Source organism: Pseudomonas sp. PA-1-6B (assembly GCF_021609545.1).
Taxonomy (GTDB): domain Bacteria; phylum Pseudomonadota; class Gammaproteobacteria; order Pseudomonadales; family Pseudomonadaceae; genus Aquipseudomonas; species Aquipseudomonas fluorescens_BV.
Map to the genome: position 1 here is coordinate 64,318 of NZ_WJZM01000027.1, position 16,535 is coordinate 80,852.

Annotated in this window: 15 protein-coding genes; 7 read left to right on the forward strand and 8 right to left on the reverse strand. The window is 60.2% G+C overall.

Going from position 1 to position 16,535, the window contains the following annotated elements; translation table 11 throughout:
* Nucleotides 1–49: 49 nt before the first annotated feature.
* The 7 genes from ispC to rpsB all read right to left on the reverse strand — a co-directional run bounded on the left by ispC (nucleotide 50) and on the right by rpsB (nucleotide 6,117).
* Nucleotides 50–1,240: a 1-deoxy-D-xylulose-5-phosphate reductoisomerase gene (gene ispC, locus GIV35_RS14710; protein WP_223024430.1), complete on the reverse strand. Its 1,191-nt coding sequence runs from the start codon at nucleotides 1,238–1,240 to the stop codon at nucleotides 50–52.
* Entirely contained in the window at nucleotides 1,237–2,043 is an 807-nt protein-coding gene (locus GIV35_RS14715) for a phosphatidate cytidylyltransferase (protein ID WP_223024432.1), read from the reverse strand. Before GIV35_RS14715 ends, ispC begins: the two co-directional genes overlap by 4 nt.
* Complete coding sequence (uppS, locus tag GIV35_RS14720; protein ID WP_105226017.1) at nucleotides 2,044–2,799, reverse strand: polyprenyl diphosphate synthase; 756 nt, start codon at nucleotides 2,797–2,799, stop codon at nucleotides 2,044–2,046. It lies immediately after the preceding gene.
* A 17-nt stretch (nucleotides 2,800–2,816) separates the two neighbouring features.
* Entirely contained in the window at nucleotides 2,817–3,374 is a 558-nt protein-coding gene (frr, locus tag GIV35_RS14725) for a ribosome recycling factor (protein WP_003189163.1), read from the reverse strand.
* Nucleotides 3,371–4,114: a UMP kinase gene (pyrH, locus tag GIV35_RS14730; RefSeq protein WP_003189161.1), complete on the reverse strand. Its 744-nt coding sequence runs from the start codon at nucleotides 4,112–4,114 to the stop codon at nucleotides 3,371–3,373. The genes frr and pyrH overlap by 4 nt, the downstream gene beginning before the upstream one ends.
* 210 nt (nucleotides 4,115–4,324) lie before the next feature.
* Nucleotides 4,325–5,188 carry a translation elongation factor Ts gene (gene tsf, locus GIV35_RS14735; RefSeq protein WP_054899096.1) on the reverse strand — a complete coding sequence of 288 codons (864 nt, stop codon included), beginning with the start codon at nucleotides 5,186–5,188 and terminating at the stop codon, nucleotides 4,325–4,327.
* Between the two features lie 191 nt (nucleotides 5,189–5,379).
* The gene (gene rpsB / locus GIV35_RS14740; protein ID WP_003189158.1) at nucleotides 5,380–6,117 is read right to left on the reverse strand and encodes a 30S ribosomal protein S2; all 738 of its coding nucleotides are present in this window, start codon (nucleotides 6,115–6,117) and stop codon (nucleotides 5,380–5,382) included.
* 388 nt (nucleotides 6,118–6,505) lie between these two features.
* Between rpsB and map the strand changes: the two genes are divergently transcribed.
* The 3 genes from map to dapC all read left to right on the forward strand — a co-directional run bounded on the left by map (nucleotide 6,506) and on the right by dapC (nucleotide 11,390).
* A complete protein-coding gene (gene map, locus GIV35_RS14745; protein ID WP_003189156.1) occupies nucleotides 6,506–7,288 on the forward strand; it encodes a type I methionyl aminopeptidase in 783 nt (260 codons plus the stop codon).
* Between the two features lie 64 nt (nucleotides 7,289–7,352).
* Nucleotides 7,353–10,055 (forward strand): [protein-PII] uridylyltransferase, encoded by a 2,703-nt coding sequence (locus tag GIV35_RS14750; RefSeq protein ID WP_034126830.1) that lies wholly within the window; start codon nucleotides 7,353–7,355, stop codon nucleotides 10,053–10,055.
* Between the two features lie 135 nt (nucleotides 10,056–10,190).
* A complete protein-coding gene (gene dapC / locus GIV35_RS14755; protein ID WP_034126829.1) occupies nucleotides 10,191–11,390 on the forward strand; it encodes a succinyldiaminopimelate transaminase in 1,200 nt (399 codons plus the stop codon).
* An 11-nt stretch (nucleotides 11,391–11,401) separates the two neighbouring features.
* On the opposite strand, the gene GIV35_RS14760 is transcribed toward dapC, so the two are convergent.
* Nucleotides 11,402–13,045, reverse strand: coding sequence for a Na+/H+ antiporter (locus GIV35_RS14760; protein WP_197900958.1), 1,644 nt, complete (start codon nucleotides 13,043–13,045; stop codon nucleotides 11,402–11,404).
* 279 nt (nucleotides 13,046–13,324) lie between these two features.
* On the opposite strand from GIV35_RS14760, the gene GIV35_RS14765 reads away from it, so the two are divergent.
* From GIV35_RS14765 to GIV35_RS14780, 4 genes are all read left to right on the forward strand, one after another.
* A complete protein-coding gene (locus GIV35_RS14765; protein WP_229999207.1) occupies nucleotides 13,325–13,633 on the forward strand; it encodes an arsenate reductase in 309 nt (102 codons plus the stop codon).
* A gap of 31 nt (nucleotides 13,634–13,664) precedes the next feature.
* Complete coding sequence (gene dapD / locus GIV35_RS14770) at nucleotides 13,665–14,699, forward strand: 2,3,4,5-tetrahydropyridine-2,6-dicarboxylate N-succinyltransferase (RefSeq protein ID WP_236264606.1); 1,035 nt, start codon at nucleotides 13,665–13,667, stop codon at nucleotides 14,697–14,699.
* A 68-nt stretch (nucleotides 14,700–14,767) separates the two neighbouring features.
* Nucleotides 14,768–15,973, forward strand: coding sequence for an aminotransferase class V-fold PLP-dependent enzyme (locus GIV35_RS14775; RefSeq protein ID WP_236264605.1), 1,206 nt, complete (start codon nucleotides 14,768–14,770; stop codon nucleotides 15,971–15,973).
* The gene (locus GIV35_RS14780; RefSeq protein WP_236264604.1) at nucleotides 15,970–16,383 is read left to right on the forward strand and encodes a SufE family protein; all 414 of its coding nucleotides are present in this window, start codon (nucleotides 15,970–15,972) and stop codon (nucleotides 16,381–16,383) included. The genes GIV35_RS14775 and GIV35_RS14780 overlap by 4 nt, the downstream gene beginning before the upstream one ends.
* Nucleotides 16,384–16,535: the final 152 nt, after the last annotated feature.

The window sequence follows — 16,535 nt, forward strand, 5'->3', positions numbered from 1 at the left end:
TTTCTCCGCATTTCAATCCAATGCCTGAAGACTCAAACCTGCCCGCGGCCTAACCCGCATTGCGATCCAACCATTGCCCGGCCAGGGCTCGGGCCTTGGTGTCGGCCTCGAACACCTCCTCCAGATCATTCACTGCCACTACCGGCTCAAGCGCCAGGACGTCCTCGATGATACTCGCGATCTGCGGAAAGCGGATGCGCCGCTCAAGAAACGCCGCCACGGCCACTTCGTTGGCCGCGTTAAGCATCGCCGGGGCACTGTTACCCGCCTCGGCCGCTTGCCGCGCCAGGCGCAAACAAGGGAAACGCTGCTCGTCCGGGGCTTCGAAGTCCAGGCGCGCGATTGCAAACAAGTCCAACGGCGCTACGCCGGAATCAATCCGCTCAGGCCACGCCAAGGCGTTGGCGATCGGTGTGCGCATGTCCGGGTTACCCAATTGCGCCAACACCGAACCATCCACGTAATCGACCAGGGAATGGATCACACTTTGCGGGTGAATGACCACCTCAACCTGGTCAGGCCGCGCATCGAACAGCCAGCATGCCTCGATCAACTCCAGGCCCTTGTTCATCATGCTCGCCGAATCCACGGAGATTTTGCGCCCCATGGACCAGTTCGGGTGGGCGCATGCCTGATCGGGAGACACATGGTCCAGCTCGACCGACGGAGTCTGGCGGAATGGCCCACCCGATGCCGTCAGCAGAATCCGGCGCACGCCGACCTGGCTCAAGCCGCGGGCAAAATCACCGGGCATGCACTGGAAGATGGCGTTGTGCTCGCTGTCCAGAGGCAGCAGCACCGCTCCGCTCTTACGCACCGCTTGCATAAAGAGTGCGCCGGACATGACCAAGGCTTCTTTGTTGGCCAGCAGGATTTTCTTGCCAGCATCGACTGCCGCCAAGGTCGGACGCAAACCTGCCGCACCGACAATCGCCGCCACTACGGTATCCACGTCCGCATCGGCCGAGACCTGGCATAAGCCTGCCTCGCCAACCAATACCTGAGTGGCCAGCCCGGCAGCCCGCAGATCATCCTGCAGACTGCGAGCCGCAGCAGCTTCCGGCACCACGGCAAAGCGCGGCGAGTGACGCACGCACAAGGCCAGCAACTCGCGCAAACGCGTGAAGCCGGTCAGGGCGAAAACCTGATAGCGATCGGGGTGACGCGCAATGACATCAAGGGTACTGAGCCCGACCGAGCCGGTCGCGCCCAGCACCGTAACCTGCTGCAGGCGGCTCACGAAGCGATCATCCACAACAGCACGGCAAAAATAGGCAGCGCAGCTGTGAGGCTGTCGATACGGTCAAGCACACCGCCATGGCCTGGCAGCAGGTTACTGCTGTCCTTGATGCCCGCCTGGCGTTTGAACATGCTCTCGGTAAGGTCGCCCACCACCGAGACGAAGACGACAATAGCCGTCCCCAGCAAGGCCAGGAGCACTTCCTTTACCGACCAGTCACGCACCACACCGACCACCAGGGTGATCAGCAGCGTCAAGGCCAGGCCGCCGTATACGCCTTCCCAGCTCTTGCCAGGACTTACGGCCGGGGCCAGCTTGCGTTTGCCAAAGGCTCTCCCCGAGAAGTAGGCACCAATGTCGGCGCCCCATACCAACACCATCACAGCCAGGATCAATTCGTTGCCCAGCGGGTAACGCTTGATCTCCACCAGCCCTTGCCAGGCCGGCAAGAGGATCGCCAGGCCAATCACCAGCTTGCAGGCCACGCTGGACCACTGGCTACTGGTGCGCGGATAGGTGAGCACCAGGAAAGTCGCCAACGCCCACCACAACACTGCAGCCCCCAGCACCCAGGGCGCGATGTCCGGCAGGATGTACATGAAGAACAACAACAGCGCGACCAAGGCGGCATAGGCCACACGCGGCAACTGGTTGACGAAGCCTGCCAGGCGCGCCCACTCCCACGCACCAAGGGTCACAACCAGGCCGATGAACAGCGCAAAGCCGGAACCGTCGAGCAGGAAAAAACCGCACAAGGCAATCGGCAGCAGGATCAGCGCCGTGATGATTCGTTGTTTAAGCATTTAAACCCGGGCTCCAGCTTCGATCTGCTCGCTCGTTTTACCGAAGCGACGCTGACGGGAAGCGAAATCAGCCAGTGCATTACGCATGGCATCGTGTTTGAAGTCCGGCCAGAACAGGTCGGAGAAGTACAGCTCGGTGTAGGCCAGCTGCCACAGCAGGAAATTGCTGATGCGATGCTCGCCACCGGTGCGAATGCACAAGTCCGGCAACGGCAGGTCGCCGGTCACCAGACAGGTTTGCAACAGTTGGGGCGTGATGTCGTCCGGGCGCAGATGGCCGGCCTGCACTTCGCGAGCCAGCCGCTGCGCAGCCTGGGCAATATCCCACTGGCCACCGTAGTTGGCTGCGATCTGCAACACAAAACGGTTACTACCGGCAGTGATGGCCTCGGCTTCGCGCATGGCAGCTTGCAGCTCCGGATGGAACCGCGAGCGATCACCGATGATACGCAGACTGATGTTGTTGTCGTTGAGGCGCTTGGCCTCACGACGCAGAGCCTTGAAGAACAGGTCCATCAAGGCACTGACTTCATCGGCGGGTCGCTGCCAGTTCTCACTTGAGAACGCGAACAAGGTCAATACTTCGACCTTGGCCTCGGCGCACACCTCAATCACCGCCCTTACCGCGTCAACACCCGCTTTATGCCCGGCAACACCCGGCATAAAGCGTTTTTTCGCCCAGCGATTATTCCCATCCATGATGATCGCGACATGGCGCGGCACCACGGAGGGCACAGTCTGCTTGGTCTTTTCCATGAAGGCGTCCTGACCCCTTATACGGCCATCAGGTCCTTTTCTTTTTCTTCGGTCGCCTTGGTGATCTGGGCTTCGGCGTCCTTGGTCAGCTTGTCGATATCAGCGACGGCGCGGCGTTCTTCGTCTTCGCTGATTTCCTTGTCCTTGACCAGCTTCTTCAGGTCGCCCAGCGCATCGCGGCGGATGTTACGCACGGCAACGCGCGCATCCTCAGCAGCACTGCGCGCCTGCTTGGTGAAGCCCTTGCGGGTTTCTTCGGTCAGGGCTGGCATGGAGATCAGCAGCAACTCGCCCAGGTTGGTCGGGTTGAGGTTCAGGCCGGCACTCTGGATAGCCTTGTCGACGGCGGCGAGCATGTTGCGCTCGAAGGCAACAACTTGCAGGGTACGCGAATCCTTCACGGTCACGTTGGCCACACCGCTCAGCGGGGTGTCGGAACCGTAGTAAGGCACCATCACGCTGCCCAGGATGCTTGGGTGCGCCTTGCCAGTACGGATCTGGCCAAAGGCGTGGCTCAAGGATTCCAGGGATTTCTGCATACGCGCCTGGGCGTCTTTCTTGATTTCGTTGATCATTGTTGGCCTTCCTCGATCAGAGTCCCTTCTGCGCCGCCGTGTACGATATTCAGCAGGGCGCCGGGCTTGTTCATGTTAAATACGCGCAGCGGCATCTTGTGGTCGCGGCACAGGCAGATAGCGGTCAGGTCCATGACACCCAGCTTGCGATCCAGTACTTCATCGTAGGTCAGATGATCGAACTTCTCGGCATGCGGGTCTTTGAATGGGTCTGCAGTGTATACGCCATCCACCTTGGTCGCCTTCAACACCACGTCGGCATCGATTTCGATAGCACGCAGGCATGCGGCCGAGTCGGTAGTGAAGAACGGGTTACCTGTGCCAGCAGCAAAGATCACCACTTCCTTGGAGTTCAGGTGGCGCATGGCTTTGCGGCGATCATAGTGATCGGTCACGCCAACCATGGAAATTGCCGACATCACGATGGCCGAGATGTTGGCGCGCTCCAGGGCGTCGCGCATGGCGAGGGCGTTCATCACAGTGGCCAGCATGCCCATGTGGTCGCCCGTAACCCGGTCCATACCGGCCGCACTCAGTGCCGCACCGCGGAACAGGTTGCCACCACCAATCACCAGGCCGACCTGCACGCCGATACCGACCAACTGGCCAACTTCCAGCGCCATGCGGTCAAGCACCTTGGGGTCGATCCCGAACTCTTCCGAGCCCATCAGGGCCTCGCCGCTGAGCTTGAGTAGAATGCGTTTATAGCGAGCCTGATAACCACTGCCCTGCTGAGCCATTGCGAATCTCTCCTGCGGCGTATTTTTTAAAAATTCTTGGCGAGCCGTTTACGGCTTGCGTTCACTCTAGCTGGACGCTGTCACAGCGCCATCGGAACACGGCTTTGTAAGCCAGTTCCGAGAGGAAACCAAATAAAATTGGCCTTCCCATTTGAAAAGAGGCTGCGCGCGTGAGCGGGCAGCCTCTTTCGGCGACAGTTTGGAACTGTCTTATTGCTTGGCGGCAGCCAGCTGGGCAGCAACTTCTTCAGCGAAGTTGTCGACCGGCTTCTCGATGCCTTCGCCTACTTTGAAGTAAGTGAAGGAAACGATTTCAGCACCGGCTTTCTTGGCCAGTTCGCCAACCTTGATCTCCGGGTTCTTGACGAACGCCTGCTCAACCAGGCTTGCTTCGGCCAGGAACTTGCTGATACGGCCTTTGACCATGTTCTCAACAATATTTTCTGGCTTGCCTTTGATTTTTTCTTCGTTCAGCTGCAGGAACACAGCTTTTTCACGCTCGATCGCTTCGGCCGAAACTTCCGAAGGCAGCAGGAACTCAGGGTTGCTTGCAGCAACGTGCATCGCGATGTCTTTGGCCAGCTCAACGTCGCCGCCTTTCAGAACAACTGCAACACCGATTTTGTTGCCGTGCAGGTAGCCACCAACTACATCACCTTCAACGCGAACCAGGCGACGGATGTTGACGTTTTCGCCAACCTTGCCGACCAGTACCAGGCGAGCTGCTTCTTGAGCTTCGATCAGAGGCTCAACAGTGGTCAGCTTGTCAGCGAAAGCTTTTTCGACGCTGGAAGCAACGAATGCCTTGAAGTCATCCTGCAGAGCCAGGAAGTCGGTCTGGGAGTTCACTTCCAGCAGAACGGCAGATTTGCCGTCTTCTTTCAGAGCGATAGCGCCTTCAGCAGCCACGTTGCCTGCTTTCTTGGCAGCCTTGATGGCGCCGGAAGCACGCATGTCATCAATGGCTTTTTCGATGTCGCCGCCGGCCTTGGTCAAGGCCTTTTTGCAATCCATCATGCCTTCGCCGGTACGCTCACGCAGTTCTTTAACCAACGCTGCAGTAATCTCTGCCATTTCAAAATCCTCTTGGATAGGTTTTCAACCATTCCACCCGATCAAACGGGCGATCAATTCTTCCCGAATCTCCGTTGTAGGCCGCTGCACGTTACAAATAATGTAGCTGCGCTGCCGACAAATGGTTTTCGAGGTGGCAAAAAGGGGGCCAAGCCCCCTTTTTGCTTACTGAGTCAACGCCAGGGCGTCAATTACTCAGCGGCAGCTACCGGAGCTTCTTCAACGAACTGCTCGGTACCACCAGCAACGTGGTTGCGACCACGGATTACAGCGTCAGCCATCGAACCCATGTACAGCTGGATAGCGCGGATTGCGTCATCGTTGCCTGGGATGATGTAGTCAACGCCTTCCGGGCTGCTGTTGGTATCGACTACGCCGATAACCGGGATGCCCAGCTTGTTGGCTTCGGTGATCGCGATGCGCTCGTGATCAACGTCGATAACGAACAGTGCGTCAGGCAGACCGCCCATGTCCTTGATACCACCCAGGGAACGATCGAGCTTTTCCAGGTCACGGGAGCGCATCAGCGCTTCTTTCTTGGTCAGCTTGGCGAAAGTACCGTCTTCGGCTTGCACTTCAAGGTCACGCAGACGCTTGATGGAAGCACGGATGGTTTTGAAGTTGGTCAGCATGCCGCCCAACCAGCGGTGATCGACGTACGGCGAACCGCAACGTGCTGCTTCTTCAGCAACGATCTTGCCAGCGGAACGCTTGGTGCCGACGAACAGGATCTTGTTTTTGCCCTGGGCCAGACGCTCTACGAAAGTCAGCGCTTCGTTGAACATTGGCAGGGTTTTTTCAAGGTTGATAATGTGAATCTTGTTACGCGCGCCGAAAATGTACTTACCCATTTTCGGGTTCCAGTAACGGGTCTGGTGACCGAAGTGCACACCGGCCTTCAGCATATCGCGCATGTTGACTTGGGACATGATAGTTCCTTAATAAGTCGGGTTTGGCCTCCACGTATCCCAATGACCAACCAGCGGCATCAAGGCCTCCGGCACCCAGGTCATCGTGTCGACACGTGTGTGGATTTAAGCTTTGCGGGGTATCCCCGGAAAGCGGCGCATTTTATACCACAGCATCGGCAAAAACGAAACCCGCAATCACACTTGCCGGTCGTCGTCTTTGCGTAAGCCCTTGAATACAGCCAACATGCCTCTACCTCATAGAGAGAAGCGATCACCAGACGCGCATGATTTGCCAGCATCGTCTGTTAGAATCGCGTTTTTTGGGACTTGCGCGAATGCTGTACCCCTTTGTCGCGCTCCCCGTGAACCGTATTGATTTCAGCGCGTCGCGCTAGAGAGAGCCTGTATGACCGTTACCTTGAAAACCGCCGAAGACATCGCAGGCATGCGCGTTGCCGGCAAACTGGCTGCCGACGTGCTGGAAATGATCGCCGAACACGTCAAGCCCGGCGTCACCACCGAAGCGCTGGACCGCATTTGCCACGACTATATAGTCGACGTGCAAAAAGCCATCCCTGCCCCGCTGAATTACAAAGGCTTCCCCAAGTCGATCTGCACCTCGATCAACCACGTGGTCTGCCACGGCATTCCCGGTGACAAGCCACTGAAAGACGGCGACACCCTGAACATCGACGTCACGGTGATCAAGGATGGTTACCACGGCGACACCAGCCGCATGTTCCACGTCGGTAATGTGCCGGTGTGGGCCGAGCGTCTGTCCCAGGTCACCCAGGAATGCATGTACAAGGCCATCGAGATCGTCAAGCCCGGCTGCCGCCTGGGTGACATCGGTGAAGTGATCCAGAAGCACGCGGAAAAGAACGGCTTCTCGGTGGTGCGCGAGTTCTGCGGCCACGGTATCGGCAAGGTGTTCCACGAAGAGCCGCAGATTCTGCATTACGGCCGCGCCGGCACCGGCATGGAACTCAAGGCTGGCATGACCTTCACCATTGAACCGATGATTAACCAGGGCAAGGCCGACACCAAGGTGCTGGGCGACGGCTGGACCGCCATCACCAAGGACCGCAAACTCTCTGCCCAGTGGGAGCACACCCTGCTGGTCACCGACACTGGCTATGAGATCTTCACCCTGCGCGCTGACGACACCATCCCACGCGTTTCGGCCTGAAGGTCGCCCAGGTTTTCCCGCAGCGTGTTGTGACTGACTGATAGATAGAAAGGAAAGCCGAACGATGCCCCAGGTGGATCCCGAACTCTTCGACCGTGGCCAATTCCAGGCCGAGCTGGCACTGAAGGCAAGCCCCATCGCCGCCTTCAAGAAGGCCATCCGCCAAGCCCGCGAGGTGCTCGATGCGCGCTTTCGCAGCGGCCGGGATATTCGCCGCCTGATCGAAGACCGCGCCTGGTTCGTCGATAACATCCTGCAAAAGGCCTGGGAGCAGTTCAATTGGAGTTTCGACGCCGATATCGCCCTGGTGGCGGTCGGCGGCTACGGTCGCGGCGAACTGCATCCCTACTCCGACATCGACCTGCTGATCCTGCTGGACCAGGCCGATCATGAGATCTTTCGCGATTCCATCGAGCGCTTTCTGACGTTGCTGTGGGACATCGGCCTGGAAGTCGGCCAGAGCGTACGCTCGGTGGACGAATGCGCCGAAGAGGCCCGTGCCGACCTGACGGTGGTCACCAACCTGATGGAAAGCCGCACCATCTGCGGCCCCGAGCGCCTGCGCCAGCGCATGCTCGAAGTCACCAGCACCGCACACATGTGGCCAAGCAAAGACTTTTTCCTGGCCAAGCGCGCCGAGCAAAAAGCCCGGCACCACAAGTACAACGACACCGAATACAACCTGGAACCCAACGTCAAAGGCTCACCCGGTGGGCTGCGGGATATCCAGACAATTTTGTGGGTGGCGCGCCGCCAATACGGCACGCTGAACCTGCGCGCCCTGGCCGGCGAAGGCTTTCTGGTGGAGAGCGAAAATTCCCTGCTGGCCTCGTCCCAGGAATTCCTGTGGAAGGTGCGCTACGCCCTGCACATGCTGGCCGGTCGTTCCGAAGACCGCCTGCTCTTCGATCACCAGCGCTCTATCGCTACCCTTCTGGGCTTTGAAGGCGAAGATGCGAAGACCAGCATCGAAAGCTTCATGCAGCAGTACTACCGGGTGGTCATGAGCATTGCCCAGCTCAGCGACTTGATCATCCAGCACTTCGAAGAAGTGATCCTGGCCCCCGAGGACGAAGCGCCGCCGCAGCCGATCAATGCGCGTTTCCAGTTGCACGACGGATATATCGAAGCACGCAACGACAACGTGTTCCGCCGCACGCCGTTCGCCATGCTGGAAATCTTCGTGTTGATGGCCCAGCAGCCGGAGATCAAAGGCGTGCGCGCCGATACCATCCGCTTGCTGCGGGAAAACCGTCACCTGATCGACGACGATTTTCGCAACGACATTCGCAATACCAGCCTGTTTATCGAACTGTTCAAGTGCCGCATCGGCATCCATCGCAACCTGCGGCGCATGAACCGCTACGGCATTCTCGGGCGCTACCTGCCGGAGTTCGGCTTTATCGTCGGGCAGATGCAGCACGACCTGTTCCATATCTATACCGTCGATGCCCACACCCTGAACCTGATCAAGCACCTGCGTAAGCTGCAGTACACCCAGGTGTCAGAGAAATTCCCGCTGGCCAGTAAGCTGATGGCCAAGCTGCCCAAGCCCGAGCTGATTTACCTGGCCGGCTTGTATCACGACATCGGCAAGGGCCGGCATGGCGACCACTCGGAGATCGGCGCGGTGGATGCCGAAGCCTTCTGCCAGCGCCACCAGTTGCCGTTGTGGGACAGTCGCCTGATTGTCTGGCTGGTGCAGAACCACCTGGTGATGTCGACCACGGCCCAGCGCAAGGACTTGTCCGACCCACAGGTGATTCACGACTTTGCCGGCATCGTCGGCGATGAGACCCGTCTCGACTACCTCTATGTGCTGACCGTCTCCGATATCAACGCCACTAACCCCACGCTGTGGAACTCCTGGCGCGCCAGCCTGTTGCGCCAGCTGTACACCGAGACCAAGCGCGCCCTGCGCCGTGGCCTGGAGAACCCGGTGGACCGCGAAGAGCAGATCCGCCGCACCCAAAGCGCAGCCCTGGATATCCTGGTGCGCGGCGGTAACGACCCGGACGACGTCGAGCAACTCTGGTCGCAACTGGGTGATGATTACTTCCTGCGCCACACCGCCGGCGACGTGGCCTGGCACAGTGACGCAATCCTGCAGCAACCCGCCGATGGCGGCCCGTTGGTCTTGATCAAGGAAACCACCCAGCGCGAATTCGAAGGCGGCACGCAGATCTTCATCTACGCGCCCGACCAGCACGACTTCTTCGCCGTGACCGTGGCGGCCATGGACCAGCTCAACCTGAACATCCATGACGCCCGGGTCATCACCTCCAGCAGCCAGTTCACCCTCGACACCTACATCGTGCTCGACGCCGACGGCGACTCGATTGGCGACAACCCGGCGCGCGTGAAAAAGATCCGCGAGGGCCTGACCGAAGCCCTGCGCAACCCCGACGACTACCCCACCATCATCCAGCGCCGGGTGCCGCGCCAGCTCAAGCATTTTGCCTTTGCGCCTCAGGTGACCATTTCCAACGACGCACAGCGACCGGTGACGGTGCTGGAGCTCAGCGCACCGGATCGCCCAGGCCTGCTGGCGCGTATCGGCGGGATTTTCCTGGAGTTCGACCTGTCATTGCAAAATGCCAAGATTGCGACCCTGGGCGAGCGGGTGGAAGACGTGTTCTTTATCACCGATGCCGACAACCAGCCACTGTCCGACCCGGAGCTGTGCCTGCGTTTACAGGCGGCAATCGTGGAGCAGTTGAGCGTGACCCAGGAACCCGGTGTCGAGCTGACCAGACTGACTATTTGAATTCTTAACTTTGTGAACACGAGTCATGTGGGAGCTGGCTTGCCTGCGATGCAGACACCTCGGCCCGTCCGATCGACCGCAGATCGCAGCCAAGCCAGCTCCCATAGGTCCGCGCTCACCGTGATAGAGGCTTATATGAACAACGCCCTTAACCAGTTGCAGCCCTACCCCTTCGAGAAGCTGCGCGCCCTGCTCGGCAGCGTGACGCCGAACCCGGACAAACGCCCGATCGCACTGTCCATCGGCGAGCCCAAGCACACGTCACCGGCCTTCGTTGCCGAGGCCTTGAGCAATAACCTCGATCAAATGGCGGTGTACCCCACCACATTGGGTATCCCGGCACTGCGTGAAGCCATCGGCGCCTGGTGCGAACGCCGCTTCAACGTGCCCAAGGGCTGGCTGGACCCAGCGCGCAACATCCTGCCGGTCAACGGTACGCGCGAGGCGCTGTTTGCCTTCACCCAGACCGTGGTCAACCGTGGCGACGATGCGCTGGTAGTGAGCCCCAACCCGTTCTACCAGATCTACGAAGGCGCCGCGTTCCTGGCCGGGGCCAAGCCGCATTACCTGCCGTGCCTGGATAGCAACGGCTTCAATCCAGACTTCGATGCTGTCTCTGCGGATATCTGGAAACGTTGCCAGATCCTGTTCCTGTGCTCCCCCGGTAACCCGACCGGTGCGCTGATTCCAGTCGCCACGCTGAAAAAACTCATCGCCCTGGCCGATAAATACGATTTCGTCATCGCCGCCGACGAATGCTACAGCGAGCTGTACTTCGACGAGCAAACCCCACCCCCGGGCCTGCTCAGCGCCTGCGTCGAACTGGGCCGTCAGGACTTCAAGCGTTGTGTGGTATTCCACAGCCTGTCCAAGCGCTCCAACCTGCCAGGCCTGCGTTCAGGCTTCGTGGCCGGCGACGCCGAGATCCTCAAGGCCTTTTTGCTGTACCGCACCTACCATGGCTGCGCGATGCCGGTGCAAACCCAGTTGGCCAGCATCGCCGCCTGGCAGGACGAGGCCCATGTACTGGCCAACCGTGACCTGTACCGCGAGAAGTTCGACGCAGTGCTGGCGATCCTCAAGCCGGTGCTGGACGTGCAAAGCCCGGACGGCGGCTTTTACCTGTGGCCGAATGTACAAGGCGATGACGCCGCCTTCTGCCGCGATTTGTTCGTGGAAGAACATGTGACGGTGGTGCCGGGCTCTTACCTGTCGCGGGAAGTGGACGGCTTTAACCCAGGTGCGGGGCGTGTGCGCCTGGCATTGGTTGCGCCGTTGGCCGAATGCGTGGAAGCGGCTGAGCGGATTCGCGACTTTATCCAGCGTCGCCGTTAAGGGCTTACGGGTCACTTCATGTGACCCAAATTCGCCTCGCTCATATCCAGTTCCGCCAGCACCTCCCTCAATACGTCATCACCAATCTGGTGGTGACGGCTCAAGCTGTACAACTCCAACCGTTGCGCGCGCAGAGCCTTGAGCCGCAGCTTGCGCTCAAGCAGGTCCATTTGCTGCGCCAGCGCCTGAGCTTCAGCCGAATCGTTGAAGACTTCCAATTGATGGCGATATTCCGACATCAGCCGTGCCTTCAGTTCGGTAGCCAATGCCGCCTGGGCGGCGTCCGGCGTTTCGGCCTCGGCTGGCTCGTCGGCCTCCAGTGCATGAATCGCGGCCACGGCGGTCTTTTTCCAGGCTTCGCGCACTTCTTTGTGGCGTTTTTCATCCGGGCTATTCTCGACCCCGCGTAACAGCAGCGGCAGCGCGATACAGGCAGCGACCAGTGATAACAGGATCACACCGGCAGCGATAAAGATCAGCAGGTCACGCTCAGGGAAATCCTGGCCAGGCGCCAACAGCAAGGGCACCGACATGACGCCCGCCAGGGTCACCGCACCGCGTACACCGCCGACGGTCAACAACCAGCAGGAACGGGCCGTCGGCACCAGGGTCAGCGCGTTTTTGCCACGTAGCCTGCGCAGCAACCCCGACAGCCGCCAGATGCTTTGCACCCAGATAAAGCGCAATACCACCAGCACCAGGAAGATCGCCACCACATCCAGGCAGCGATACATCAAGGTGGGCCACAGCGTGGTTTCATGGCTGACCACGGCCTTGATGATGTCAGGCAGTTGCAGACCGAGCAGCAGGAAGATCAGGCCGTTAAAGGCAAACTCCACCAACGACCACACGCTGCGGTTGAGCAGGCGCGTGCTGGTCTGGCGCGGCAGCAGGTCGAGCCAGCTTTGCATCATGCCCGCTGCCACCGCCGAGAGGATGCCGGACGCGCCCAGGCGTTCAGCCAGTACGTACGCAGCAAAGGGCAGCAACAACATGAACACCACATGGGTCGCCGGGTCATCCCAACCGCGCGCGATCATCCAGGCGCGCAGGCGGCCGACCAACCAGCTCAACGCCACGCCGATCGCCAGCCCGCCCACCGCCACCAACACAAACGTCAGGCTGGCATCCGCCAGGGAAAAGACTCCGGTCAACGCCGCAGCCAGGGCGAACTTGAAAGTCACCAGGCCCGACGCGTCATTCATCAAGGCCTCACCCTGGAGCATGTGCATCAGCGGCTTGGGCAAACGGTTCTGGGAAATGGCCGACACCGCCACGGCGTCCGTCGGCGAGAGCACCGCTGCCAGGGCAAAGGCCACCGGTAAGGGGATCGAGGGCAGCAACCAATGAATGAAGTAACCGGCGCCCACCACGGTGAACAGCACCAGCCCCACCGCCAATGTCAGGATCGGGCCACGCAGGTGCCACAACTCACGCTTGGGCATGCGCCAACCATCGGAAAACAACAGTGGCGGCAGGAACAGAAACAGGAACAGCTCAGGGTCCAGCGCCACATGCAGCCCCAACGTGGGCCAGGCCAGCAAGGCGCCGGCGGCGATCTGCACCAGGGGCAAGGGCAGTGGGATGATGCGCCCGATCAGGCGCGAAAAGCTGACCAGCATCAGCAAGATAAGAACGGTGTAGGCGGTTTGCATAACGCGGGTTTCCCGGACAATCGGCTTGCAAAGACACATAAGGCAACAACTGGCCGTTGAAGTGCCATATTACCCGGCTATGTTACCTGGCTATGTTACTGGCCTATGCTGCGCAATGCGCTTTTGCACAAAAGTCGCACGCTGTTGACGAGCGGCGCCGAAACCCGCTGGTCGTGGCATAATCGGCGATCTTTCATTTTCATACGTCCAAAGGGGGGCAATTCCTTGAGTGCTTCAAGCAAAACCTTGCACCTTTTCGGCATCAAAGCCTGCGACACCATGAAAAAGGCGCGCACCTGGCTCGATGAGCACGGGGTGAGCTATGAGTTCCATGACTACAAAACGGCCGGTATCGACCGCGAACACTTGACCCAATGGTGCAATGAGCACGGTTGGCAGGTGGTTTTGAACCGTGCGGGCACCACCTTTCGCAAACTCGAAGACGAACGCAAAGCCGATCTCGATCAGTCGAAAGCCATTGAATTGATGCTCGCACAACCCTCGATGATCAAGCGCCCGGTGCTCGATCTCGGTGACAGAACCCTGATTGGCTTCAAGCCAGATAGTTATTCGGCGGCCCTCAAGTAGGCCAGCCTTCCATTTTTGTAGAGGTAACAGCATGTCCAATTCCCTGTTCAGCCTGGGCTTCGGCGTCGGCACTCAGAACCGCCAAGGTGCTTGGCTGGAAGTGTTTTACGCACAACCCTTGCTCTACCCGTCGGCTGAAATCGTTGCCGCCATCGCACCGATCCTCGGTTACACCGAAGGCAACCAGGCGATCACCTTCACCGTGAGCCAGGCCCTGCAACTGGCCGACGCGCTCAAAGGCGTCGATGCTGCCCAGGCAGCCCTGCTCAGCCGTCTGGCTGAAAGCCACACGCCGCTGGTCGCGACCTTGCTGGCCGAAGACGCAGCGCTGACGTCCACGCCTGAGGCCTACCTCAAGCTGCACCTGCTGTCCCATCGTCTGGTCAAGCCCCACGGCCTGAGCCTGGCCGGTGTGTTCCCGCAGTTGCCGAACGTGGCCTGGACCAGCCAGGGCGCCATCGACATCAATGAACTGGCCGAGCGCCAACTGGAAGCGCGCCTGCGTGGCGACCTGCTGGAAGTGTTCTCGGTGGACAAGTTCCCGAAAATGACCGACTACGTCGTACCGGCTGGCGTGCGTATCGCTGACGCTGCACGTATCCGCCTGGGCGCGTACGTGGGCGAAGGCACCACCGTGATGCACGAAGGCTTCGTCAACTTCAACGCGGGCACCGAAGGCCCGGGCATGATCGAAGGCCGCGTATCGGCGGGCGTATTCGTCGGCAAGGGCTCGGACCTGGGCGGCGGTTGCTCCACCATGGGCACCCTGTCGGGCGGCGGCAATATCGTGATCAAGGTGGGCGAAGGCTGCCTGATCGGCGCCAACGCCGGTACCGGTATCCCATTGGGCGACCGCAACACCGTGGAATCGGGCCTCTACATCACCGCCGGCACCAAGGTTGCCCTGCTGGACGAGCAGAACCAACTGGTCAAGGTGGTCAAGGCACGCGAGTTGGCTGGCCAGCCGGACCTGCTGTTCCGTCGTAACTCCGAGACCGGTGCCGTGGAGTGCAAAACCCACAAATCGGCCATCGAACTGAACGAAGCGCTGCACGCTCACAACTAAGCAGCCACTCGATGCCACTAGCGGGCCGCACCCTCGGGGGCGGCGCGCTTATACGAGTCTTGATCACCATGCTTGTGCCCTCCCCCTGGCGCGCCGACTTCCCGGCCATCGCCACCCTGCAACGGCAAGACCAGACCTATCTGGACAGCGCCGCCACCACGCAAAAACCCCAAGCCCTGCTGGATGCCATCAGTCATTACTACGCCAATGGCGCAGCGAATGTGCACCGTGCCCAGCATTTGCCCGGGGCCCATGCTACCCAGGCCTTTGAAGACAGCCGCAGCAAGGTCGCGCAGTGGTTGAACGCAGGTGACCGCGGGCAGGTTGTGTTTACCCACGGCGCAACGTCTGCGCTGAACCTCCTGGCCTATGGCCTGGAACACTTATTCAATGCGGGCGATGAGATTGCCATCAGCGCCCTGGAACACCACGCCAACCTGTTGCCCTGGCAGCAATTGGCCAAACGCCGCGCGCTCACGCTGGTGGTATTACCCCTGGACGATGAAGGCGTAATCGACCTGGACGCCGCAGCCCGCTTGATTGGCCCGCGCACGCGCCTGCTGGCGGTGAGCCAGTTGTCCAACGTGCTCGGTGCCTGGCAGCCGCTGCAAGCCTTGCTGGCGCTGGCCCAGGCACATGGCGCCCTCACGGTGGTGGACGGCGCCCAAGGCATCGTCCATGGCCGCCACGACGTACAGGCCCTGGGCTGCGACTTCTACGTGTTCTCCAGCCACAAACTCTATGGCCCGGACGGCGTCGGCGTGCTGTATGGCCGTAATGAGGCCCTGCACCACCTGCGCCACTGGCAGTTCGGCGGCGAGATGGTGCAACAGGCCGACTACCACAGCGCCAGCTTTCGCCCCGCGCCGCTGGGCTTTGAAGCCGGCACCCCACCGATCGCCAGCGTGATCGGCCTGGGCGCGAGCCTGGATTACCTGAGCTCGCTGGATGCCTCGGCGGTGATCGCCCACGAAGCCGCCCTGCATGACTACCTGCTGCGTGGGCTTAAGGCACGTAATGGCGTGCGCGTGCTGGGATCGCCGCAGGTGGCGCTGGTGAGTTTTGTGGTGGAGGGCGTGCACAACGCCGACCTCGCCCACCTGCTGACCGAGCAAGGCATTGCTGTGCGTGCCGGTCATCACTGCGCGATGCCATTGTTGAAGGCAATGCATCTGTCAGGCGCAATCCGCGTTTCCCTGGCGCTCTACAACGATTCCGACGACCTGGAACGCTTTTTTGAAGCGCTGGACCAGGCGCTGGACATGCTGCGATGAGCTTGCCGCTGGAGGCACAAGCCGCGCTGGAAGCCTTCCAGGCCGTGGGCAGTTGGGAGCAGCGCGCACGGATGCTGATGCAATGGGGTGAACGCTTGCCCGCCCTGGCTGATGACGAAAAGGTCGACGCTAACCTGGTGCAAGGTTGCGAAAGCCTGGTGTGGCTGGTGGGGCGCTTGCAGGACGGCGATTGGCAGTTTGCTGCGAGCAGCGAGGCACGGATGATTCGCGGGTTGGTGGCGTTGCTGCTGGCACGGGTCAATGGGTTGTCGGCTGGTGAACTGCAAGCGGTCGACCTGCCTGACTGGTTCAATCGACTGGGCTTGTCGCGCCAGTTATCGCCGTCGCGCAGCAATGGCTTGAATGCCGTACTGCAACGCATGCGAGACCTGACGCGTACGCAGAAATAATGTGGGAGCTGGCTTGCCTGCGATAGCCATAGGTATCTACATAACTCTGTTAGCTCAACGGTAACCACGATGCGAAGCGAGCCGCTCTTGATCTTGATCTGCTTTTGATCTTAGGCGCCCCGTTAAACCACGCTGGCCGGAATTCGACAGGG

Excerpts from the sequence above, each read along its gene's own strand:
- frr (WP_003189163.1), bottom strand. The coding sequence starts at position 3,374 with ATGATCAACGAAATCAAGAAAGACGCCCAGGCGCGTATGCAGAAATCC.
- GIV35_RS14760 (WP_197900958.1), bottom strand. The coding sequence starts at position 13,045 with ATGCAAACCGCCTACACCGTTCTTATCTTGCTGATGCTGGTCAGCTTT.
- GIV35_RS14780 (WP_236264604.1), top strand. The coding sequence starts at position 15,970 with ATGAGCTTGCCGCTGGAGGCACAAGCCGCGCTGGAAGCCTTCCAGGCC.
- uppS (WP_105226017.1), bottom strand. The coding sequence starts at position 2,799 with ATGGAAAAGACCAAGCAGACTGTGCCCTCCGTGGTGCCGCGCCATGTC.
- tsf (WP_054899096.1), bottom strand. The coding sequence starts at position 5,188 with ATGGCAGAGATTACTGCAGCGTTGGTTAAAGAACTGCGTGAGCGTACC.
- GIV35_RS14750 (WP_034126830.1), top strand. The coding sequence starts at position 7,353 with ATGCCCCAGGTGGATCCCGAACTCTTCGACCGTGGCCAATTCCAGGCC.
- GIV35_RS14775 (WP_236264605.1), top strand. The coding sequence starts at position 14,768 with ATGCTTGTGCCCTCCCCCTGGCGCGCCGACTTCCCGGCCATCGCCACC.
- GIV35_RS14715 (WP_223024432.1), bottom strand. The coding sequence starts at position 2,043 with ATGCTTAAACAACGAATCATCACGGCGCTGATCCTGCTGCCGATTGCC.
- rpsB (WP_003189158.1), bottom strand. The coding sequence starts at position 6,117 with ATGTCCCAAGTCAACATGCGCGATATGCTGAAGGCCGGTGTGCACTTC.
- dapD (WP_236264606.1), top strand. The coding sequence starts at position 13,665 with ATGTCCAATTCCCTGTTCAGCCTGGGCTTCGGCGTCGGCACTCAGAAC.
- GIV35_RS14765 (WP_229999207.1), top strand. The coding sequence starts at position 13,325 with ATGAAAAAGGCGCGCACCTGGCTCGATGAGCACGGGGTGAGCTATGAG.
- dapC (WP_034126829.1), top strand. The coding sequence starts at position 10,191 with ATGAACAACGCCCTTAACCAGTTGCAGCCCTACCCCTTCGAGAAGCTG.
- pyrH (WP_003189161.1), bottom strand. The coding sequence starts at position 4,114 with ATGGCTCAGCAGGGCAGTGGTTATCAGGCTCGCTATAAACGCATTCTA.
- map (WP_003189156.1), top strand. The coding sequence starts at position 6,506 with ATGACCGTTACCTTGAAAACCGCCGAAGACATCGCAGGCATGCGCGTT.